At 72.3% G+C, this 22375-nt stretch carries 15 protein-coding genes; 8 read left to right on the plus strand and 7 right to left on the minus strand.

The features are described 5' to 3' along the window. Positions 1-24: 24 nt before the first annotated feature. Entirely contained in the window at positions 25-651 is a 627-nt protein-coding gene (locus tag BCAV_RS18200) for a nucleoside/nucleotide kinase family protein (RefSeq protein ID WP_015884090.1), read from the minus strand. Further along, positions 648-995, minus strand: a complete 348-nt coding sequence (locus BCAV_RS23460) for an L-rhamnose mutarotase (protein WP_015884091.1) — start codon at positions 993-995, stop codon at positions 648-650. Before BCAV_RS23460 ends, BCAV_RS18200 begins: the two co-directional genes overlap by 4 nt. A 247-nt stretch (positions 996-1242) precedes the next feature. Between BCAV_RS23460 and BCAV_RS18210 the strand changes: the two genes are divergently transcribed. The 6 genes from BCAV_RS18210 to BCAV_RS18235 are packed head-to-tail and all read left to right on the plus strand — an operon-like array spanning position 1243 to position 11470. Then, positions 1243-2532 (plus strand): ABC transporter substrate-binding protein, encoded by a 1290-nt coding sequence (locus BCAV_RS18210; RefSeq protein ID WP_015884092.1) that lies wholly within the window; start codon positions 1243-1245, stop codon positions 2530-2532. Beyond that, the gene (locus tag BCAV_RS18215; RefSeq protein ID WP_015884093.1) at positions 2526-3389 is read left to right on the plus strand and encodes a carbohydrate ABC transporter permease; all 864 of its coding nucleotides are present in this window, start codon (positions 2526-2528) and stop codon (positions 3387-3389) included. The genes BCAV_RS18210 and BCAV_RS18215 overlap by 7 nt, the downstream gene beginning before the upstream one ends. Beyond that, positions 3386-4234 carry a carbohydrate ABC transporter permease gene (locus BCAV_RS18220; RefSeq protein WP_015884094.1) on the plus strand — a complete coding sequence of 283 codons (849 nt, stop codon included), beginning with the start codon at positions 3386-3388 and terminating at the stop codon, positions 4232-4234. The genes BCAV_RS18215 and BCAV_RS18220 overlap by 4 nt, the downstream gene beginning before the upstream one ends. 9 nt (positions 4235-4243) lie before the next feature. Then, positions 4244-5674: an L-fucose/L-arabinose isomerase family protein gene (locus BCAV_RS18225; protein WP_015884095.1), complete on the plus strand. Its 1431-nt coding sequence runs from the start codon at positions 4244-4246 to the stop codon at positions 5672-5674. 55 nt (positions 5675-5729) lie between these two features. After that, positions 5730-9794: a glycosyl hydrolase gene (locus tag BCAV_RS18230; RefSeq protein ID WP_015884096.1), complete on the plus strand. Its 4065-nt coding sequence runs from the start codon at positions 5730-5732 to the stop codon at positions 9792-9794. A 32-nt stretch (positions 9795-9826) separates the two neighbouring features. Continuing rightward, positions 9827-11470, plus strand: coding sequence for a glycosyl hydrolase family 28-related protein (locus BCAV_RS18235; RefSeq protein ID WP_015884097.1), 1644 nt, complete (start codon positions 9827-9829; stop codon positions 11468-11470). Between the two features lie 15 nt (positions 11471-11485). Here BCAV_RS18235 and BCAV_RS18240 read toward each other — a convergent pair whose 3' ends face one another. The 5 genes from BCAV_RS18240 to BCAV_RS18260 form a co-directional block, all read right to left on the minus strand. After that, positions 11486-12508: a helix-turn-helix domain-containing protein gene (locus BCAV_RS18240; RefSeq protein WP_015884098.1), complete on the minus strand. Its 1023-nt coding sequence runs from the start codon at positions 12506-12508 to the stop codon at positions 11486-11488. Continuing rightward, the gene (locus BCAV_RS18245) at positions 12505-15147 is read right to left on the minus strand and encodes an alpha-L-rhamnosidase (RefSeq protein WP_015884099.1); all 2643 of its coding nucleotides are present in this window, start codon (positions 15145-15147) and stop codon (positions 12505-12507) included. The genes BCAV_RS18240 and BCAV_RS18245 overlap by 4 nt, the downstream gene beginning before the upstream one ends. Positions 15148-15167: 20 nt before the next feature. Continuing rightward, entirely contained in the window at positions 15168-15995 is an 828-nt protein-coding gene (locus BCAV_RS18250) for a carbohydrate ABC transporter permease (RefSeq protein WP_015884100.1), read from the minus strand. Further along, positions 15992-16921, minus strand: a complete 930-nt coding sequence (locus tag BCAV_RS18255) for a carbohydrate ABC transporter permease (RefSeq protein WP_015884101.1) — start codon at positions 16919-16921, stop codon at positions 15992-15994. Before BCAV_RS18255 ends, BCAV_RS18250 begins: the two co-directional genes overlap by 4 nt. Before the next feature lie 144 nt (positions 16922-17065). Next, positions 17066-18394 (minus strand): ABC transporter substrate-binding protein, encoded by a 1329-nt coding sequence (locus BCAV_RS18260; RefSeq protein WP_015884102.1) that lies wholly within the window; start codon positions 18392-18394, stop codon positions 17066-17068. A 648-nt stretch (positions 18395-19042) separates the two neighbouring features. Here BCAV_RS18260 and rhaI point away from each other — a divergent pair. Beyond that, a complete protein-coding gene (gene rhaI / locus BCAV_RS18265; RefSeq protein WP_015884103.1) occupies positions 19043-20209 on the plus strand; it encodes an L-rhamnose isomerase in 1167 nt (388 codons plus the stop codon). Positions 20210-20309: 100 nt separating this feature from the next. Then, positions 20310-22373 carry a bifunctional rhamnulose-1-phosphate aldolase/short-chain dehydrogenase gene (locus BCAV_RS18270; protein WP_015884104.1) on the plus strand — a complete coding sequence of 688 codons (2064 nt, stop codon included), beginning with the start codon at positions 20310-20312 and terminating at the stop codon, positions 22371-22373. Positions 22374-22375 lie beyond the last annotated feature (2 nt).

Below are 22375 nucleotides of genomic sequence, written 5' to 3' on the forward strand. Positions count from 1 at the left end.
GGTCGTGACCGCGACGCTAGACCCTCACGTCGCGTCAGGGTCAAGGCGCACGTGCAGATCGGCCCGTACCCGCGAACGCTCGACCAGGACGGCGTTCCGGCCGTCGACCTCCTGCGCCCAGCTCCGCGCCTCCTGGGGTGAGCGCCCGAAGGCTTCGTGCCGGCCGAGGAGGCGCGCGAGGCGGAGCGACTCCGGGACGTCGAGGTACCAGCACTCGTCGAGCAGACCGCGCAGCCCCGCCCACGGTCCCTCGTCGAGCAGCAGGTAGTTCCCCTCCGTGATGACGAGTCGGGCGCCGCCCACGCGGATGGCACCGGCGACCGGTTCCTCGATCGCACGCTCGAACGTCGGCGCGTACACGTGGTCACCACGGCGGATCCGCTGGAGCATCGCGACGTAGCCCGCGGCGTCGAACGTGTCCGGAGCACCCTTGCGATCCCCGAGCCCCTGCTCCGCGAGCTGACGGTTCGCGAGGTGGAAGCCGTCCATCGGCACGACCACGGCGGTCGGCCCGAGTCGGGCGGCGAGCCACGCGGCGAGCGTCGACTTGCCGGCACCCGGGGCACCGACGATGCCGAGGACGGCTCGCGGCGCCGCACGGGCCGCGAGCGCTCGAGCGCGTTCGAGAAGGGCGTCGAGGCTCGCCGTCACGAAGACCCGAGCGCGGCGAGCTGGTCCTCGAGGTGGAACACCTCCGTGAGGGCCACCGCCGACGTGTCCGCCGCACCGCTGTCGAGCGAGACGAAGTACTGCGCCATGTCCGCCTGCCAGCGCGCGTTCACCTCGGTGGCCGCCATCGCGGCGAGCACCGCGTCGAAGTCGTGGACGACGGCGTACCCGACGAGGAGCCCGTCGTCCCGCAGGAAGAGAGAGTAGTCGCGCCATCCCGAGGCCGACAGCGCGCGGAGCATCTCCGGCCACACGTGGGCGTGGCGCTCGGTGTACTCCGCGAGACGGTCCGGGCGGACCTGGAGCGTGAAGCAGATCCTGGGCATCGCTGAGCGACCTCTCGTCGGGTGGGCGGCGTACCACCGCACGCTCCCACCGTGCGGCACGCGCCGTCCACACGCCTCGCGTCGGCCCACCGGGACGATCCGGCCCACTCGGTGGACATTCCGCTCACGCGGGCAGGCGCGGCGTTGACCGTGCCGCGCCCGCGTCGGTCGGATGAGCACGACACACGCTCCCACGGCAGGTCGCCGCCCACGCAGGGACGGGAGTCGAGAGACGGGGAGCACACCCATGCGACGAGCCACCACACGCTGCGCGGCGCTCGGCCTGGCCGCCGCCGTCGCGCTCGCAGCCGGCGCCTGCAGCCAGATCGGCGGCGGGGGCGAGGACGAGAGCGTCACGATCACGCTCGGCGTCGGGACTGTCGACACGGTGGCGGAGGCCATCGTCGAGGCGTTCGAGGAGGCGCACCCGGACATCGACGTCGAGATCGAGACGATGGCGGACGAGGCGCAGACCCGGACCCGCCTGGCGAGCGGCGACCTCCCCGACCTGTTCGCCGCGAACTCCGGCTCGTACTTCCACTCCCTCGACCCGGCCGAGCACTTCGTCCCGCTCACGGACGAGGCCTTCATGGAGCGGGTCGACCCCGCGTTCCAGGAGGTCGTCACGAGCGGGGACGACGTGTACGGCGTCCCGTGGAAGGGCATCGTCGGCGGCGGGTTCATGTACAGCCGGGCCATCTACGACGCGCTCGGGCTCGAGATCCCCCGGACGTGGGACGAGTTCATGGCGAACAACGCCGCCATCTCCGAGGCGGGGATCACGCCCGTGATCCAGACGTACGGCGAGCCGTGGACGGCGCAGATGCCGCTCCTCGCCAACTACTTCAACGTGCAGTCGCAGGTCCCCGACTTCGCCGAGAGCTACACCGCGAACGAGGTGCACTTCTCCGACACCCCCGAGGCGCTCGAGGGCTTCGAGAACATCCAGGCGATCCACGACGCCGGCTACCAGAACGAGAACTTCGCGTCGGCCGCCTACGAGGACGGGCTGGTCATGCTCGCCGAGGGCGAGGGCGCCCACTACCCGATCCTCAGCTACGCGATCGCCACGATCGCGCAGACGCACCCTGACGCCGTCGGCGACCTCGGGATGTTCCCGGTTCCCGGCCGTTCGGCCGACGTCCACGGCATGACCATGTGGATGCCCGCCGGCCTCTACATCCCGACGTCGAGCGACCACGTGGAGGAGGCCAAGACCTTCCTGGAGTTCCTCGTCGGCGCCGAGGGATGCGACGTCGTCAACGCGCAGGGCGACGGCGGCCTCGGCCCGCAGCCGATCGCCGACTGCCCGCTCCCGGAGGACGCCCCGCAGGTGTCGCTCGACGTCGAGTCGTACCTCCAGGACCCCGAGACGTACAGCCTCGCGCTCGAGTACCTCTCGCCCGTCAAGGGCCCCGCCCTGGCCCAGATCTGCGTGGAGGTCGGCTCCGGCACGCGCACCGCCGTCAGCGGCGCGGAGCTGTACGACGAGGACGTCGAGAAGCAGGCCCAGCAGCTCGGGCTCGAGGGATGGTGAGGATCCGACACCAGTACAGCTACTGGTTCGCGGCCCCCGGGATCGCGCTCTACCTGTTCTTCTTCGTCGTCCCGTCCCTCACGTCGTTCTTCTTCTCGCTGACGCGGTGGAGCCTGACGGAGTGGACCTTCATCGGGCTGGACAACTTTCGCGCCTTCCTCGACGAACCGTTCCTCAGCAAGGCGATCGCCAACACGTTCGTCTACGCGCTCGCCACCATGGTCCCGAAGGTGCTGATCGGGCTGCCGTTGGCCGCGTTCCTCGTGTCCGGCTTCCGCGCCGCCGGGTTCGTCCGCTCGGTGATCTTCTTCCCGACCCTCGTGTCGACGGTGGGGATCGGCATCACGTTCCGGGTGCTGATGAACCCCACGTACGGCCTCATCGACCAGGCGCTCGGCGCCGTCGGCATCCGGGGTCCCGAGTGGCTGAGCGATCCCGACCTCGCCCTGCTGTCCGTGGCGGCGGTCGACGTCTGGTCCGGGATCGGGATCGCGACGCTGATCTTCGTGTCCGGCGTGGTGTCGATCCCCCAGCAGTACTTCGAGGCCGCGACCGTCGACGGCGCCGGGGCGCTCCGGCGGTTCTTCGCGATCACCGTGCCGCTCACCCGCCCGGCCACGGCGACTGTCGTGATCCTCGCGCTCATCGGGGGGCTGCGGGCGTTCGACCTCATCTGGGTGATGACCGGAGGAGGGCCCGGGTTCGCGTCCGACGTCCTCGGCTCGGTGATCTTCAAGCAGTACACGGCGGGGTTCTACGGGCTGTCGACCGCCGGCAACGTGATCATGTTCGTGATCGTGGCGGCGATCGCCTACCCGGTCTCCCGGCTCCTGACCCGGCGGGAGGTCGACCTGTGAGCCGGCGCGCACGGCCGGCGGGGCGGGGGCGCGACGTCGTCAAGAGCATCGTGTCCCTGGCGGTCGTCCTCGTGCTGTTCGTCGTGCCGTTCGCGTTCATCGTCGTCACGGCGCTCAAGAGCCGCTCCGAGTCGGCCGAGCTGCGCTTCACGTGGCCGTCCGAGCTCCACCTGATCGACAACCTCGTCACGGTGCTCGAGACGCGGCAGTACATGCTGGTCCGGGCGTTCATCAACTCGACCGTCCTCACGGTGGCGACGGTCGTCGTCGTCGTCGTGCTGGCCGCGATGCTCGGCTACGTGCTGGCCCGGCGCCACCCGAGCCGCGTCCGGTCGGCGATCAGTGCCATCATCCTCGCCGGCCTCATCGTGCCCGCGGCGATCGTTCCCACGGTCTGGCTGCTCCAGGCGATCGGCCTCTACCGCACCATCCCCGGTCTCACGCTGGTGCTCGTCGCGTACGGCCTGCCGTTCTGCACCGTGCTCTACCGCGCGTTCGTCTCGACGATCCCCCGCGAGCTGGACGAGGCGGCGATGATCGACGGCGCGGGCCCTGCCCGGCTGTTCTTCTCCGTGATCTTCCCGCTCCTGCGCTCCATCACGATCACCGTGGTGATCATCCAATCGGTGAGCGTGTTCAACGACTTCCTCCATCCCCTGTACTACCTTCCCGGGAACGAGAACGTCACGGTCCAGCTCACGCTCTACAACTTCCAGAGCCAGTTCAACACGCAGTGGAACCTGCTGTTCATGAACATCCTGCTCATCACCGTCCCGCCGCTGGTCATGTTCATCCTGTTCTCGCGTCGCATCGTGAGCGGGATGACGTCCGGCGCCCTCAAGTAGGAGCCCGCGATGTCCTCATCGTCCTCAGCCGCGGCGACGCCGAGCGCCCGCGTCGCCGTCGTCAGCGGCGGCCTCGGCGCGTACTGGCCGCAGTTCGCCGAGCTCCGCCCGGCGCTCGAGACGGCCGCCGGCAGGCTGCGGGCACGGCTCGCGGCGCTGGGCGCCGAGGTCACGGACGTCGGGTTCGTCTCGGCAGCCGAGGACGCCGACGGCGTCGTGCGCCGGGTGCGGGAGCTCGACCCGGACCTCCTGGTGGTCAACGTCGCGACGTACCTGACGTCGTCGATGATCCTGCCCATCGCGCAGCGCGCGGGCTGCCCGGTGCTCGTGGTCGATCTCCAGCCCACGGCGCACATGGACCACGAGCGGGTCGACACCGGCGGGTGGCTCGCGTACTGCGGCCAGTGCGCGGTGCCGGAGCTCGGGAACACGTTCCGCCGCGCCGGCATCGGGTTCCGGTCCGTGACCGGGCACCTCGAGCACGAGCCCGCGTGGGAGCGCATCGGGAGGTGGGTGCGCGCCGCCGGGGCGCACGGCACCCTCCGCTCGGCCCGGCACGGGCTGATGGGCCACCTCTACCCCGGGATGCTCGACGTCTCGACGGACCTCACGCGGATCTCGACGACGTTCGGCTCGCACGTCGAGGTGCTCGAGCTCGACGACCTGCGCGAACGCGTGCCCGCGGAGGGCGACGGCGAGGTCGTCGCTCGCGTCGACGAGGTCCGGCGGACGTTCGAGCTGGACGCGACGGTCGACGAGCAGGACCTCGACTGGGCGGCCCGCGTGTCGATCGGTCTGGACCGGCTCGCGTCCGACTTCCGGCTCGGCTCCCTCGCGTACTACCACCGGGGACTGGGCGGCGAGCTGCACGAGCGGCTCGGCGCCGGGATGATCCTCGGCGCGACGCTGCTGACGGCTCGCGGGGTCCCGGCGGCCGGCGAGTACGAGCTGCGCACGAGCGTCGCGATGCTGGTCGCGTCGCACCTGGCCGGCGGCGGGTCGTTCACCGAGATCCAGGCCCTGGACTTCTCCGCCGGCGTGGTCGAGATGGGGCACGACGGACCGGCGGACCTCCGGGTCGCCGCGGAGCGCCCGATCCTGCGCGGGCTGCCGGTCTTCCACGGCAAGCGTGGGTGGGGCGTCTCGGTCGAGCTCACCGTGGCGCACGGCCCCGCGACGTGCCTCGGCCTGGGCCAGGAGCAGGACGGGTCGCTCACGCTGCTGACGTCCGAGGGGACGGTCGTCGACGGCCCGCGCATGCGCATCGGCAACACGACGTCGCGGGTGGACTTCGGCGTCGACCCGGGTGTGTGGGTGGACGCGTGGAGCGCGTCCGGCGTCGGACACCACTGGGCGCTGGTGCCGGGTCATGTGGCCGACGACGTCGCCGCCCTCGCCCAGCTGGCCGGCGTCGAGCACCGCGCCTGCCGGCCCGTGTGACGCCCGCGCTCCCCCACCCGCCGCCCGTTCGCCGCCCGTCCGACCAGGGATCCTCGTGACCGACCCGCAACTGCGCGCGCTGCTGACCGACCCTCCGACCCGCTTCGGCCCCACCCCGCTGTGGTGGTGGTCCGGCGAACGCGTCACGCGCGAGCGCCTCACGTGGCAGCTGGACCGCCTGCGGGAGGGCGGCGTGCACGACGTCGTCGTCATCAACCTCGCGCCCGCCGGACCGGTGTTCGGCGCGACACCGGACGCCCCCGCCTGGTTCAGCGACGCGTGGTGGGAGCTGTTCCAGCATGTGTGCGACGAGGCCGGCACGCACGACATGCGCGTCTGGTTCTACGACCAGATCGGGTTCTCCGGAGCGAACGTCCAGGGGCGCGTCACGCTCGACCACCCGTGGGCGGCGGGGCGGCAGCTGCACGCCGCGACGCGGCGGCTGACCGACGGCGTCGTCCCGCTGCTGCCGGGCGAGGAGCTGCTCGCCGTGTTCGACGAGACGTGGCGTGAGCGGATCCGGGCCGACGACGGCGCGGTGGGCGGGCGCCGGGCCCGGGACGGCGAGACCGTGCGGGCGGTGGTCACGGCGCCGACGGCGTTCGACTACCTCTCGCCCGACGCCGTCGCCGTGCTCCTCGACCAGGTGCACGGCGAGTTCGACCGCCGCGTCCCCGAGCACCTCGGCAGCGTCATCGTGGGGAGCTTCCAGGACGAGCTGTCGGCGATGGGCACGTGGACGCCCCGGTTCGCCGAGGAGTTCCGAGCGCTCGCGGGCTACGACCTGCTCGACCACCTGCCCGCGCTGTTCACGGGCACGGACCGGAGGGCGCGCGGGGTGCGGGCCGACTACCAGCGTGTGCGCGCCCGGCTCGCGGAGGACGCGTTCTTCCGGCCGCTCGCGGCCTGGCACACGGAGCGGGGCATGGTGGTCGGGGCGGACCAGAGCCATCCGGCTCGCGCCGGGTACCCGGCGCAGTCGGTGCAGATCTACGGCGACTACGCCCGCACCCACCGCTGGTTCGGCGCCATCGGCAGCGACCACGAGGGCGACGCCAAGGTGCACAGCTCGCTGGCGCACCTGTACGGGCACGAGCGGGTGTGGATCGAGGCGTTCCACTCCAGCGGCTGGGGCGCGACGCTCGAGGAGACGTACGACTGGCTGCTGCCGTACCTGCGCGCCGGGGCCAACCTCTACAACCCGCACGCCACGTACTACTCCACGGTCGGCGGCTGGTTCGAGTGGGCGGCGCCGGCCACGGACTGGCGGCAGCCGTACTGGCCGCACTACGCGGCGTTCGCGCGGGCGGTCGCCCGGATCGCGGCCGCGATGTCCTGGGGCACGTTCAGCGCGCACGTCGCCCTGCTCGACCCGACCGCCACCGCCCAGGCCGTGCTGCCGGTCGACCTCTCGATCGACCATGCCGGGCGCCGTCCGTTCACCGGCGCCGAGGCCGACGCGCAGGAGGCGCAGCGCCTCTACCTGGAGCTGCGGGGCGTCACGGACTGGTGGGCGCCACGCACCGGCACCCTCGACGACGCCGGCGTGGCGTTCGACGTGATCGACGACGACTCCCTCCAGCGCGCGTCCTCCTCCTCGCCCGGCGTCCTCGCGATCCGCGAGCAGCGCTACGACACGGTGCTCCTGCCGGGGACCCGGACCCTCGAGACGGGCACGGCCGAGGCCCTCGTCCGCCTGCTCGACGACGGCGGCCGCGTCGTCGTCGTCGGCCCGGCGCCGCAGGAGGCGGCCGGGCTGCGCGGGGCGGACGACGTCGTCGCGCGCCTGGCTGCACACCCGCGTCTCGAGAGGGCGCCCGACGCCGGGACGGCGGCGCGCCTCGTGTCCGGTCAGGGCGACTACGCGACGGCGGACGTGCCGGTGCTCGTGCGCCGGAGCGGGGTCAGCGCCGCCGCGCTCGTGACCACGGCCAGCCCGCGGGCGTCGGACGTGCTCGGGCGGGGGGCCGACGCGTACCGCGCCGCGGACGTGACGTTCGACCGCGCGCGCTACGCCGCCGAGGTCGAGCTGCGCGTGGCCGCCGCCGTCGCGGACGTGGAGGTGTGGGATCCGGCAACCGGGGAGTCCTGGCCGGCCGACGCCGTCACGAGGGCCGGCGGCGCCACGATCCGCGTGCGCACGGGCGGGGCCCCGGCTCTCGTCGTGACGTGGAGCGAGGCGGGCGCCGCTGCTCCCGTCGGCGCGCGGGCCGACGACGCCGCGGGCAGACCGCCGCTCGCGACACGGGACGGCGCCGCCGTCGTCGATGTGAGTTACGGCTGGACCGGCACCCTCGAGCCGATGCCGGACGACCGGTGGGGAGACCTCGGCCGCCCCACCGGAGCCCGCCGGGACGAGGTCGAGGTGTGGGACCTGGAGGTGGACGAGGGCGGGACCTGGGCCCCGTTCCGTGCGACGTTCGGCGAGACCGTCCGCGTCCGGACCCTCCCGGCGGACGCCGCTGACGACGTCGCACTCGACGCCGCGGCGTGCTCCGCCGTCGTCGGCGGCGTGCGCCCGCTGGCGGACGAGTCGTGGGCCCGCGTCACGTACTCCGCGAGCCGCGGGCGCTCCCGCGACACGACGAGCCCTCTCGGCGGCAAGGGCCGGGTGCTGAGCGAGTTCCTCGCCGTCACCCCGCCGGACGACGGCGAGCGCGTCGCCGTCCGCGTCGTGGTGCGGACCGACCACCGGGGACCGGCCGACCTCGTGCTCCTCAGCAGCGCCCCGAAGCGCGTCTGGTGGAACGGCGTCGAGCAGGCCGTCGACGACGCGTACGCGGCGGTCGCGCGCGTCGAGACGACGCACGAGGTCAACGTGCTCGAGTACCACCTCGGGCGCTCGCGCACCCGGCGCTCGAGCCTCGGGGAGCCGGTGCTCGGCTCCGGCTTCGGGCTCGGGGCACCCGGCACGTGGGACGGTCGACCGGAGTACCTGTCGCCCGCGCTCGTCGCAGGTGCTCCGAGCGGCGGGGCCGTCCGCTTCCGAGGGCGGCTGCACCTGGCGTCGGATGCGGAGTCGGCGCGCCTGGTCGTCGGGGCGACGACGGCGGCCCGCATCCGGCTCGACGGCCGCACCGTCGCCCGGCAGGAACGCGTCGAGTACTACGCGGACCACGACGAGAAGGTCCCGATGTTCTTCGGGCACGACCTGCCGGGCCTCGCCGCCGGCGACCACGTGCTCGAGCTGCTCCTGGAGCACGGCACGTGCGACGACGTCGTGTACGCCGACCTGGTGGCGTTCGGCCCGGGCGGGGCGTCGGTGCTCGCGAGCGACGGCACCTGGAGCGTCACGATCGACGACGTCGAGGTCGGAGCCCGCGTCCGAGGCGACCAGTGGACGGACGTCGACGCGGCGCACGCCGCCCGCCGCGCGCACCCCCTGCCGCGCACGGACTGGCTGCTCGGACCGCCCGAGATCGGCGCCCCGGCGCTCGCCGTCTCGGTCTCCGACGCCGCGACGCCGCTCGGCCGCCGATTCCGCGTGCGGCTCCCGGCGGGGACCGTGCGTGTCGCGCTGCCCGTCGACGGCGTGCGTCGCGCCACCGTGGACGGTCACGAGCTGGAGGTCGTCGACGGCGTCGTCCGCCTCGACCCCCTGCCCGAGCCGACGTCGATGCTGCTCGAGACCGGACCCTCGCCCGTCGGGGCGGGCTCCCTCTGGCGGGGACCGGCTCGCATCCGGACCACGACCGCGCCGCTCCCGCTCGGGGACTGGCGGGACCTGGGGCTCGCCTCCTGGAGCGGCGGCGTCACCTACCGCAGGAGCGTGGCGCCGCCGCCGGGCACTCCCTGGGTGCTCGATCTCGGGCACGTGCGCGGCGCCGTGCGGGTGAGCGTCGAGGGGGAGGTCGTGGCCGAGGCGTTCTGCGCTCCGTTCCGCTTCCCGATGGCCCCGGTCGCCGGGTCCGTGGAGGTGGCCGTCCGCGTGGTGAACACGCTCGGGCCGCATCTCCACGCGTCGACGGCGTCGGCGTGGACCTTCCCCAGCCAGCTGTCCTCCGGCCTGTTCGGCCCCGTGACGATCGCGGCGGCGGGCGACGACGTCCGAACGGCACGATCCGCCCACCTCGTGGACGCATCACCCACCCGTCCCGCCTCACGCGTCGGGCAACCTTGACCGGGTCCGCGACCCCCAGGATCGTCCCGGGCATGAGCAGCCACGAGAGCAAACCGACGTCGTCGCACGGCGGACTCACCCGCCGCACCGCCCTCACGCTCGGCGCCGTCACGGCGCTCGCGGGCGTCACGGCCACGGCCGCCCAGGCCGCACCGGCGCCGTCCCGCCGTCCCCTCTTCGACGTCCGCGACTTCGGCGCCGTGGGCGACGGCGTCGTCGACGACACCGACGCCTTCAACCGCGCTCTCGACGCCGTCGAGGCGAACGGCGGCGGCACCGTGTACTTCCCGCCCGGCACTTACCCCGTCTCCGGGAACGAGCCGGCCATCATGCGCGACAACCTGGACATCGTGGGCGAGGACGCCACGATCCTCAAGGCGGTGCGCAACGGCTCGACGTTCATCTCGCTCTCCCGCGGCCGCACGGGGTACGGCTCCGGGGTCCGCAACCTGCGGGTCCGGGGGCTGCGCTTCCTCGGTTCCTACGCCGGGGTGCGGCTGCAGTGCCCGTTCGCGCTGCACCACGCGTCGAACGTCGTCATCGAGGACTGCGTGTTCGAGCAGGTGCAGGGCTCCCGGCACTGCGTGGACCTCGGCGGCTGCGAGGACGTCGTGATCCGGCGCTGCACGTGGCTGGGGTTCTACAACAACGAGGGGCCCGCCTACGCGGGTGCCGAGTGCATCCAGGTGGACTACAGCTACTCCGGCGCCCTCTCCTACACGGACTCGCCGGGATCCCACGACGGGCTGCTGTCGCGCCGGATCACGGTGGAGGACTGTGAGTTCCTCCCGCTGGTGGCCGACGGCGTGACGTACCCGTGCCCGAACCCGCTCGGTATCCACGGGGTGAAGGAGGACGCGCAGTACTCCGACATCGTGTTCCGCCGGAACCTCGTGCTCGATCCGGGCGAGGGGCCGGCGGCGGCGTGGCCGGACGACCCGACGAAGGAAGCCACCGCCTACGCGCGCGGCGTCGTGCACCTGCCCACCACCCGCCGGGTCCGCATCGAGGGCAACACGTTCCGGCAGACCACGGGCCGCGTGACCCGGGCGCTCTCGTTCGGGGCGGCGTCGTACGTGATCACGACCGGTTCCGACCCCAACACGTTCCCACCCACGAAGACGGTGCTGGCGTCGCCCGTCGGGTGCGACGACATCCGGATCACCAACAACGTGTTCGAGGGCTTCGCCCCTGGGCACGCTGACGCACCGGCACAGGAGGCCGTGTGGTTCCACGGCCTGCCGAACGGCGGCGAGATCCGCGACGTCGTCGTGTCGGGCAACACGTTCCGCGACCTCGACGCCGGCGGGATCCCCACGGCACCCGCGATCTCGGCGACGCACGCCACGGGGCTGCGTGTCGAGAACAACGCGTTCTCCTCCGCCAGCCGCGCGATCTGGACCGCGGAGACGACGTCGGACGTGCGGATCCGCGGCAACAGGGTCGTCGGCGCGACGGGCGCCACCGGTGCGGACCCGGCCGTCGCCGTGCACTCCACGGGCTACTCGGTCATGCACAACGACCTCGACGGCGGCTCGCCGCGCCCCGGCGTCGCCATCGAGATCGGCGCCGGCACGCACGGCCGCGTGATGCACAACGCGGTCAGCGACTACGACGTCGTCGTAGTCGCTCCCGACCCGCTCCCCCACGACGTGGTCGTCCGGCACAACGGCTGAGCGCAGGGCGGCGCCTCAGGTCTTGCCCTGCAGGCGCCGCCACTCGCTGGGCGCCATGTGGTGCCGTTTGCTGAACCACCGCGCGAAGTAGTGCGGGTCGGCGAAGCCGACCTGGCGCGAGACCTGCCGGATCGTGAACATCGACTCCACGAGGAGCTCCTCCGCCCGCGCCATCTTCAGGTCGTGGACCCACGACAGCGGGGAGGCGCCGAGGTGCTGCCGGAACAGTCGTCCCAGCGTCGACGGGCTGACGTCGGCGGCGCTGCAGAGGTCCTCGATCGTGACCGACAGGTACAGGTGTCCACGCGCCCACGCCATGGCGCGGCGTAGCCGTGGCGGGAGGCTCGGGTCCTCGTGCGGCTGGCGCGAGGAGGCTCCGCGGTTCAGCTCGGACACGAGCAGCGCGCCGAGGTGGAGCGCGATCGTGGGGGTCGCGTGGCCACCGGTCCACGTGTGGGCGATGTAGTCCAGCAGCATCGCGAGGCCGGGACGTTCCTCCGCGTCCGTGAGGAACGGTTCGTCCGGCACCCCGAGCGGGGCGTCGGACCGCCACTCCACGCCGGCGAGCGGCTCGTCCGGACGGTGCGGGACGCACAGCTCCAGGTCGTGGTCGAGCCGGTGGCGGACGATGAGGTGGGCGCTGTTGATGACGAGCGGGTCGCGCCGGCTCGGCAGGTACGCGACGCGGTGGCCCCACGGCATGCCGACGATCACCTTCGGGTGCAGCTCGAGCTCCGTGCCGTTCACCCGCACGGCGCCGCTGCCGGCGACGACGCAGAAGAACATCCGGGACTCCACGCGCGGGAACCAGAGCTGCTCGGAGTACGTGAGCCTGGTCCGGGCCGCGTACACCACGACCGGGGCCGTGGCGTGCTGCGCCCGGGGCGCTTCCGCGCGGGACGGCCGGGGCAGCACGATGCTCGCTCGCGCATGCGTGATGTCCGGGGGCGGCGTCCGGAGCCGGAGCCCGGTCGTGGACATCTGCGCACCCTTCTCCCCGGGCCGGACCGACGGTGGCCAGACCCCCAGCGCGCTCATCGTAGGAGCGTGCCCTCCTTCGGGGTCCGGGCGGCGTCGCGCCCGAGGACGGGGACGAACCGGACGTCGAACTCGTGGTGTCCCGGCCCGACCTGCTCGGCAGGGCCGTCGCTCGGCAGGGCGACCGTCGCCGTCGTCCCGGCCGGGACGGTGACGTCGCACACGAACCGGTCGCCGTCGATCCGCCACGCGACGCCCGCCTCGCCGTACGGCGTCTGCACCCGCGCCGACGCGTGGGTGAGCTGCCCGGTCGCGAGCGGACGCACCTCGATCTCCCGGTATCCCGGCGCCGCGGGGGCGAGGCCGGCGACGGACCGGTACAGCCAGTCGGCGACCGCCCCGTACGCGTAGTGGTTGAACGACGTCATCTCGCCCGGGTTGATCGAGCCGTCCGGCAGCATCGAGTCCCACCGTTCCCAGATGGTCGTCGCGCCCATCGACACGGAGTACAGCCACGACGGGTTCGTCCGCGTGAGCAGCATCGAGTGCGCGAGGTCCGGGTATCCGGCCAGGCACAGGGCGTCGAGGATCACCGGGGTTCCGAGGAAGCCCGTGCTCACGTGGAACGCCGCCTCGCGCACCAGCTCCGCCAGCCGGTCACCGGCGCCCGAGCGCTGCTCGTCGGTGGCGAACAGGTCCCACGTGATCGCCAGCGCGTAGACGGTCTGGCAGTCGCTGTGCACGCGGCCGTCGTCGCTCACGTAGGCCGCTCTGAAGGCGGCAGCCACGTCGGCGGCGAGCGTCTCGTACGTCGCGGCGTCGTCGTCCCGGCCCAGCACCCGTGCGGTGCGCGCGAGCAGGTCGGCCGAGCGGTGGAAGTACGCCGTGGCGACGACGGCGGGGTCCGCCTGCGCGTCCGCCGGCCGGTCCGGCGGAGCGGTCGGGTCGAGCCAGTCGCCGAACTGGAAGCCGGTGTCCCACAGCAGCGAGGGTCCGGCGAGCGCACGCTGCTTCTCGACCCAGGCGCGCATCGAGTCGTACTGGCGCTCCAGCACACCCGTGTCGCCGTAGCGCTCGTACAGCGTCCACGGCACGACAGTGGCGGCGTCGGCCCAGCCGCAGGCGGCGTCGGGCCGTTGCCTCGGCAGCTCCGTCTCGCCCTCCGAAGGCTCCTGCTCCGTCTCGTGGAGCACGTCGGGGATGACGAAGGGCACACCGCCGTCCGGGCGCTGGTCGGCGGCGAGGTCGGCGAGCCAGGAGCCGAGGAAGCCCTGCACGTCGAACAGCGTGCTCGCGGCCGGCGTGAACACCTCGATGTCGCCGGTCCAGCCGAGCCGCTCGTCGCGCTGCGGGCAGTCGGTCGGCACGTCGACGAAGTTGCCGCGCATGCCCCACACGACGTTCTCGTGGAGCCGGTTCACGTCGGCGTCGGAGCAGGTGAACTCGCCCGTGCGGCGCAGGTCCGAGGAGACGACGACGGCGGTCAGGTCGCCGAGATCGGGTCGGGCTCCGGTGATCTCCGCGTACCGGAAGCCGTGGAACGTGTACGCCGGCTCGAGCACCTCGTCGCCCCCGGCGAGCACGTACGTGTCGATGGCGCGCGCCTTGCGCAGCGGCCGGACGCCGAGCTCACCGTTCTCCAGCACCTCCGCGTGCCGCACCGTCACCTCGCTGCCGGCAGCGCCGTCGCGCACGCGCAGCCGCACCCAGCCCACGAGGTTCTGCCCGAAGTCCACCAGGAGCTCACCGCTGGGCGAGGTGAGGATCTCCCGCGCGGGCAGCGTCACCACCTCCCGGACCGGCGGACCGAGCGGCGCGACGAGACGGCCGATCAGGGCGTCGTCGTCCAGGACGTCGACGGCGCCGCTCGCCCCGGCGGCGGCAGCGGCGCCGCGCGGCTCCCGCAGGTCGGTGCGCTGCCCCTGGTACAGGTCGTCGGCGAGCACCCCGGTGGGTCCCGCGCGCCACGTGTCGTCGGTGCCGACGACGTCGACGCGGCCGTCCGTGTACGTGATCTCCAGCTGGGCGAGCAGGGCGAGCCGGTCGCCGTAGCGGTCCCGCCGGAGGTCCCACGTGAGCTCGCCGCGGTACCACCCGTTGCCGAGGACGACGGCGATCGGCACGTCCCCGTGCTGGCCCCGCAGGAGGTCAGTGACGTCGTGGGTCTGGTACCGCAGCCGCTCCTGGTACGCGGTCCAGCCCGGGGCGAGGACGTCGTCGCCGACGCGCGTGCCACCGATCCAGGCCGTGTACGTGCCGAGCGCTGTGACGTACAGGCGGGCGCTCGCGACCTCGCCGCTCGGGGCGACGTCTGTCGTGAGGACCGGGGCGCCGTCGTCGAGACCGCCCAGATCGCGCGGACTGATGAAACGCGCCGACCAGTCGGCGTCGTCGAGCAGCCCCGCCTCGACGACGAGCGGCGCGCTCCACGGCGACCACGCGCCGCCGACCTCCGCCCGGACGCGCAGCTCGAGCCGCTCGCGCGAGGCCAGCGGCTCGAACGGCCACGGCACGAGCACGCTCTCCGGCGACGACGCCGCGTGCGTCACGCTCGCCCCGCTCGGCCGGCGCGCCTCGAGCTCGTAGGCGGTCTGCGTGCCCTCGCCGGCGCCCGTCAGGGTCCAGGACAGGCGCGGGGCCGCGACACCGGTCCCCAGCTCGGGGTGGCCGTACTCCGCGACGAAACGGTCGATCTGCATGCTGTGAGCACTCCTCGGGTTCAGCCTTTGACGGAGCCGGACGTCATGCCGGCGACGATCTGACGGTTGAAGAACAGGAACATGACGAGCGGCGGGATCGTGATGAGCAGGATGTTCATCGCGAGCAGGTTCCACTGCGTCTCGAACTGGCTCTGGAAGTTGTAGAGGGTGAGCTGGACGGTGGCGTTCTCGTCGCCCGGCAGGAAGTACAGCGGGTGGACGAAGTCGTTGAACACCGCCACGGACTGCACGACGATCACCGTGACCGTGACCGGCTTCAGCAGAGGCAGGATCACCTGGAAGAACACCCGGAGGCCGGATGCGCCGTCGATGATCGCCGCCTCGTCCAGCTCTCGCGGCACCGTCGAGATGAACGCCCGGAACAGCAGCACGGAGAACGCCAGCCCGAACGCGATCTCCACGAAGATCAGCCCCGGCAGCGTCTTGAAGAGACCGACGGTCTGCAGCACCCAGATCGTCGGCACGACGGCGGGAGGGACGATGAGGCCGAGCAGCACGAGGAAGCTGACGAGCGGGTTGATCCGGGAGGCGCGGCGCTGCAGGACGAAGCCGACCATCGCGGCCATGACGACCATGGCGGTGACGCTGGCGACGGTGAGGATGGTGCTGTTCACGAACGCCGTGATGAGCATGTAGTCGCGCGCCTCGACGACGTCCTGCAGGTTCTCGATCAGGTGGATCGACGACGGCCACGTGAACTGCAGCTGGGACGCCTCCTGCCGGTCCTTGAGCGACGTGACGACGATGAACGCGAACGGGACCAGGAACAGCACGGCCGCCACGATCAGCGAGGCCACGCCGCCGACCCACCGCCCGGTGCGGGTCATCGGTCCACCTCCTTCCGGTTGAGGAGGATCGACAGCGGCAGCACGATCGCCGTCACGATGAGGAACAGGACGACGTTCCCCGCGGTCGAGAGCCCGTAGAAGCCGGCCTGGTACTGCTTGTAGATCACCGAGGCGATGACGTCGGACGTGAAGCCCGGACCGCCACGCGTCATCGTCCAGATGAGGTCGAACGTGCGCAGCCCGCCGATGAGCGAGAGCACGATGACCGTCGTCGTCGCCGGCCTGGCGAGCGGCAGCGTGAGGTGCCAGAAGCTCTTCCACGCGTTCGCGCCGTCGACGCGGGCAGCCTCGAAGTACTCCTGCGGGATCGACACGATGCCGGCGATGTAGATGACTGTCGCGAGGCCGACCCCCTTCCAGACGTCGACGAGCGCCACGGACAGGAGCGCCCAGCTCGGGTCGGTCAGCCACGCCGGCCCGGTGATCCCGATCGTCGCGAGCGCCTCGTTGATGAGACCGTCCCGGGGGTCCATGAGCACCTGGAACGTGATGCCGACGCCGACGGTGCTGACGAGAACCGGGAAGAAGAGCACCGAGCGCAGGAACCCGCGGGCGATGATCTGCGTGGTCAGCAGCACGCCGAGCAGGAGCCCGATCACCACCTTGAGCCCCGACGTCACGACGGCGTAGATCGCCGTGTTCACGAGGCTCTGGCGCAGGAACGGCTCGGCGAAGAACGTCGCGAAGTTCTCGAACCCGATGAACTCCCAGTCGAAGAGGGTCCACCGGGTGAGGCTGAAGAAGAACGACGCGATGGTCGGCACGACGAAGAAGACCAGGAACAGCACCGCCGCCGGCACGTAGAACCACAGCGGGTAGGAGTTCCGGATCTTGCTCGACCTACCGGAGCGGGCGTCCGAGGACGATCCCGCGGCGGACACGCGAGGCGCGGCTGTCACGGTCATGCGATCTCCGTCTCTGCAGATCGTGCGTGTCGGGGTGCGAGTAGCGGGCGGGGGTGGCGGCGGGCTGGGCGCCGGCGGGTGGGCGCCGGCGGGTCGGCGGGGGCGGGTCGGCGAGGGCGGGACGACCGCCCCCGCCGCCGACCGTCACCAGCCTTCGAGCCCCAGCTGTTGGGCCTGCTTCTCCACGTCCTCGTCGTACAGGGCGGCCCCGTCGGCCGCGCTGCGGATCCCCGACCCGATCTCGACGGTGATCTGCTCGAGCGACGGGCCCTTGATCGGGGAGAGGAACTCGAGGGCCGGGGTCATGGCGCCCTCGTCCACGTACACCTGGAGGTCCTGCACCATCCGCGGGACGTCGTCCGGGAGCGTGTAGTCGTTGAGCAGGTACGGCCCGTTCGCTCCGACCGCCTCGACCTCCGCCGTCGCGCCGGCCGCGCTCGCGATGAAGTTGACCCACTCCTTCGCGGCCTCGAGCTGGGCGCCCTCCGTCGTCGTCGGGATGTACCAGCCCGCCGGGAGCCAGACGGTCGCCCCGTTGGTCTCGGCGTCCTCGCCGGGGATGGCGAAGAAGCCGACGTCGTCCACGTTCTCGGGGTGGTTGGCCTTGATGTTCGCCAGGGCTCCGGTGAGCATCGGGTAGTGCGCCCCCTCGCCGGTGGCGAGCATCGCGAGACCGTCGTTGAACGTCGCGGAGGCGAAGTCCTCGTTCAGGTAGCCGGCGTCGTGGACCTCCTGGAGCTTCTCGAAGCTGCGCAGTCCCGCCGGGTTCGTGCCGTACGACGTCTCGTTGGCCGTGTACTCCTCGGCGAAGTCCGGGTACTCGGCGGCCACGTTGTGGAAGTCGCCGAGCATGAGCACCTGCGACGTCCACGTCTCCTGATAGCTCTGGATGACGGGCGTGTAGCCGGCCTCGGCGATCGCGTCGTTGTTCTCCATGAACGCGTCCCACGTGGTCGGGACCTCGAGTCCCAGCTCCTCGTAGATCGGGATGCTGTACATGATCCCGCCCGACGAGAGCACGCCCGCCGGCGCACCGTAGATGGTGTCGTCGACGGAGACGACCGGCCAGAACGACTCGTCGACGTTGTCCACGAACGGCTCGTCGCTCAGGTCGACGAGGTTCTGGACGGGGTTGATCGCCTGGAACAACGAGCCCGAGTTGTAGACGAACGCGTCCGGCATGTCGCCGGTCGAGAGGCGCGTCTTGACGATGTTGTCGCCCTCCGTGCCGCCCGGGCGGGTCTCGAGCTCGACCTCGATGTTCGGATGCTCCGCGGTGAACGCCTCGACGAGCGCCTCGTTGACGAGGAGGTCCGTCTCCGTGTTGCCCACGAGGACGGTGATCGAGACGGCCTCGTCCTCGCCCTCGCCACCGCCGCCCCCGCCGCCCCCGCTGCTGCAGCCGGCGAGCACGAGGGCTCCGCCGGCTACCGCCACGAGCGCTCCGAGTGCCCCACGTCGTGTTCGCCTCATCTGTCGGCCTCCTCACCCCGCGGGACGACGTCGTCCGGCGGCTCAGCGGGCCTCGTTGCCCGGATCGGTTGAAACGAATCAACGCGTTCACCGTACGACTCGGTCGGGTCGCGTGTCAACGGTGTTCCACATCGATGTTCCAGGACCGTCCGTCGCCCACGGGCGGCCCCCCGGGGCCACGAAATCGTGCGGGTTGCGCGGGGAAGCAGGCGGAAGCAGGCACGGGTAAGCGCCATCCCATCAGGCGGCGTGCCGAACCGCGCGCGAACCCGGACCGGGTGCGCCGCGGTGCGCTGCCGAGCTCGGCCTTGCCGCGCCGCTCGCTCGCGGCACAGGCGAGGGCCGGCCGGCGAGGCCACCCGACCTGCGCACCCTTTGCTCCCCGGAAGCACCGGCACCCACCCCGCCCACCTGCGCAGACCCGGCCCACCACACGCCGGCACCCACCCCGCCCACCTGCGCAGACCCGGCCCACCACACGCCGGCACCCACCCCGCCCACCTGCGCAGACCCGGCCCACCACACGCCGGCACCCACCCCGCCCTACCCCTGGGTTGACAGCCCACGCCCGTGCTGGGCTACAGTGCTATGAATCGATTCAACCTCGGATGAGTCTCGTCGCCGAGACCAGCCCGGAAGGACCCCATCGTGAGCCTCGCCCCCGCCGTCGCCGAACGGCTCGCCGTCCAGGAGATCGAGCTGCCGTCCTGGGCGTTCGCCAACTCCGGCACACGCTTCCGCGTGTTCGGGCAGCCGGGCGTCCCCCGCACACCGCAGGAGAAGATCGCCGACGCCGCGCAGGTGCACGCACTGACCGGCCTCGCTCCGCGGGTCGCGCTGCACATCCCGTGGGACCTCGTCGACGACTTCGGCGCGCTGGCCACCTTCGCCGCCGACCACGGCGTCGGCATCGGGACGATCAACTCCAACACGTTCCAGGACGACGCCTACAAGCTTGGCAGCCTGTGTCACAGCGATCCCGGCGTGCGGCGGAAGGCGATCGACCACCACCTCGCCTGCGTCGACGTCATGGACGCCACGGGTTCCACGGACCTCAAGATCTGGCTGGCGGACGGCACGAACTACCCCGGCCAGGACGACATGCGCGCCCGGCAGGACCGCCTCGCAGAGGGGCTCGCCGAGATCTACGCCCGGCTGGGCGAGCACCAGCGGATCGTGCTCGAGTACAAGTTCTTCGAGCCGGCGTTCTATCACACGGACGTGCCCGACTGGGGCACCTCGCTCGTCCAGTGCCTGGCCCTCGGCGACCGCGCCGTCGTCTGCCTCGACACCGGGCACCACGCGCCCGGCACCAACATCGAGTTCATCGTCATGCAGCTGCTGCGCCTGCGAAAGCTCGGCGCGTTCGACTTCAACTCACGGTTCTACGCCGACGACGACCTCATCGTCGGCGCGGCCGACCCGTTCCAGCTGTTCCGCATCCTCCTCGAGGTGGTCCGCGGGGGCGGGTACGGCCCGGACAGCGGCGTCACGTTCATGCTCGACCAGTGCCACAACATCGAGCAGAAGATCCCCGGCCAGATCCGGTCGGTGCTCAACGTGCAGGAGGCGACGGCGAAGGCTCTGCTGGTCGACCGGGCCGCGCTCGACCGAGCGCAGCGCGACGGCGACGTCCTCGCCGCGAACGGCATCCTCATGGACGCGTTCGCGACCGACGTCCGGGCCGACCTCGCCGACTGGCGGGAGAGTCGCGGCCTGCCGGCCGACCCGATGGCCGCCTATGCGGCGAGCGGCTACCAGGCCAGGATCGAGGCAGAGCGCGTCGGCGGCGAGCAGGCCGGCTGGGGCGCCTGAACCGGCCCCACGCGCCGGTGATCCGGCGCGCCGACCCGATGCCGCGCCGTCGGCCATCCCATCCGGCCGCGGAAGCGGCCACCACCCGGAAGGACCTCAGATGACGACGGCGCAGCCCGCCGACACCGTGCCCGCGCCCGTCGCGGAGCTCGTGGCCCGCAGCAACCGGCTCGGCGCGGACCCGACGACCACGAACTACGGGGGTGGGAACACGTCCGCCAAGGGGACGGCGTCGGACCCCGTGACGGGCGAGGACGTCGAGCTCCTCTGGGTGAAGGGCTCGGGCGGCGACCTGGGCACGCTCACCGCCGGCGGGCTCGCGGTGCTGCGGCTGGATCGCGTCCGCGCGCTGACCGGGGTGTACCCGGGCGTCGAGCGCGAGGACGAGATGGTCGCAGCGTTCGACTACTGCCTGCACGGCAAGGGCGGCGCGGCGCCGAGCATCGACACGGCGATGCACGCTCTGGTCGACGCGCCGCACGTCGACCACCTCCACCCGGACGCGGGCATCGCGATCGCGACGGCTGCCGACGGCGAGCGCCTCACCGCGGAGATCTTCGGCTCCCGCGTGGTGTGGGTGCCGTGGCGCCGACCCGGGTTCCAGCTGGGGCTCGACATCGCCGCGATCCAGCGCGAGAACCCGGACGCCGTGGGGTGCGTCCTCGGCGGCCACGGGATCACCGCGTGGGGCACCACGAGCGATGAGGCGGAGCAGCGTTCGCTCGAGATCATCCGCACCGCTCAGGCGTACCTCGACTCGCACGGCGCCGCTGAGCCGTTCGGCCCCGTGCGCGAGGGGTACCAGGCGCTGCCGGCGCCGGAGCGCCGGGCGAAGGCTGCGGCCCTGGCCCCGCTGCTGCGCGGGCTGGCGTCCACCGATGCCCCGCAGGTGGGCCACTTCACCGACTCCGACGACGTCCTGGACTTCCTCGCCCGCGCCGAGATGCCGCGGCTCGCCGCGCTCGGCACGAGCTGCCCCGACCACTTCTTGCGCACGAAGGTCCGCCCCCTGGTGCTCGACCTGCCCGCCGACGCGAGCATCGACGACGCCGTCGTCGTGCGCCTGCGCGAGCTGCACGCCGCCTACCGCGATGACTATCGCGACTACTACGAGCGGTACGCGGAGCCGGACTCCCCGGCGATGCGCGGCGCCGACCCGGCGATCGTCCTCGTGCCGGGCGTCGGGATGTTCTCCTACGGCCGCGACAAGCAGACCGCGCGGGTGGCCGGCGAGTACTACGTCAACGCGATCCACGTGATGCACGGCGCCGAGGCCGTGTCCGCCTATGCCCCGATCGACGAGTCCGAGAAGTTCCGCATCGAGTACTGGGCGCTGGAGGAGGCGAAGCTCGCGCGCCGTCCGAAGCCCAAGCCGCTGGCGACGCGCATCGCTCTCGTCACGGGTGCGGCGTCGGGCATCGGCAAGGCGATCGCGACACGCCTCGCCGCGGAAGGGGCGTGCGTCGTCGTCGCCGATCTCGACGCCGAGAAGGCGCGCGAGGCGGCGGCTGAGATCGGCGGGGCGGACGTCGCGATCGGCGTCGCCGCCGACGTGTCCGACTCCGCTGCGGTGCGGGCCGCCGTGGACGAAGCGGTCCTCGCGTTCGGCGGGCTCGACCTCGTGGTCAACAACGCCGGCCTCTCGATCTCCAAGCCGCTGCTCGAGACGACCGAGCGCGACTGGGATCTGCAGCACGACGTCATGGCCAAGGGCTCGTTCCTCGTCTCCCAGGCGGCCGCGCGCGTGATGATCGAGGCGGGCCTGGGCGGCGACATCGTGTACATCGCCTCGAAGAACGCCGTGTTCGCCGGTCCGAACAACGTGGCGTACTCCGCGACGAAGGCCGACCAGGCGCACCAGGTCAGGCTCCTCGCCGCCGAGCTCGGTACGCACGGCATCCGCGTCAACGGCATCAACCCCGACGGCGTCGTGCGCGGGTCCGGCATCTTCGCCGGCGGGTGGGGGGCGCAGCGGGCCGCGACCTACGGGATCCCGGAGTCCGAGCTGGGCGCGTTCTACGCCAAACGCACGTTGCTCGGGCACGAGGTGCTGCCCGAGCACGTCGCGGCCGCCGTCGTCGCCCTGTGCGGTGGGGACCTCACGCAGACCACCGGGCTGCACGTCCCGGTCGACTCCGGCGTCGCCGCCGCGTTCCTGCGCTGAGG

The sequence above is a fragment of the Beutenbergia cavernae DSM 12333 genome (genome assembly GCF_000023105.1).
Classification (GTDB): domain Bacteria; phylum Actinomycetota; class Actinomycetes; order Actinomycetales; family Beutenbergiaceae; genus Beutenbergia; species Beutenbergia cavernae.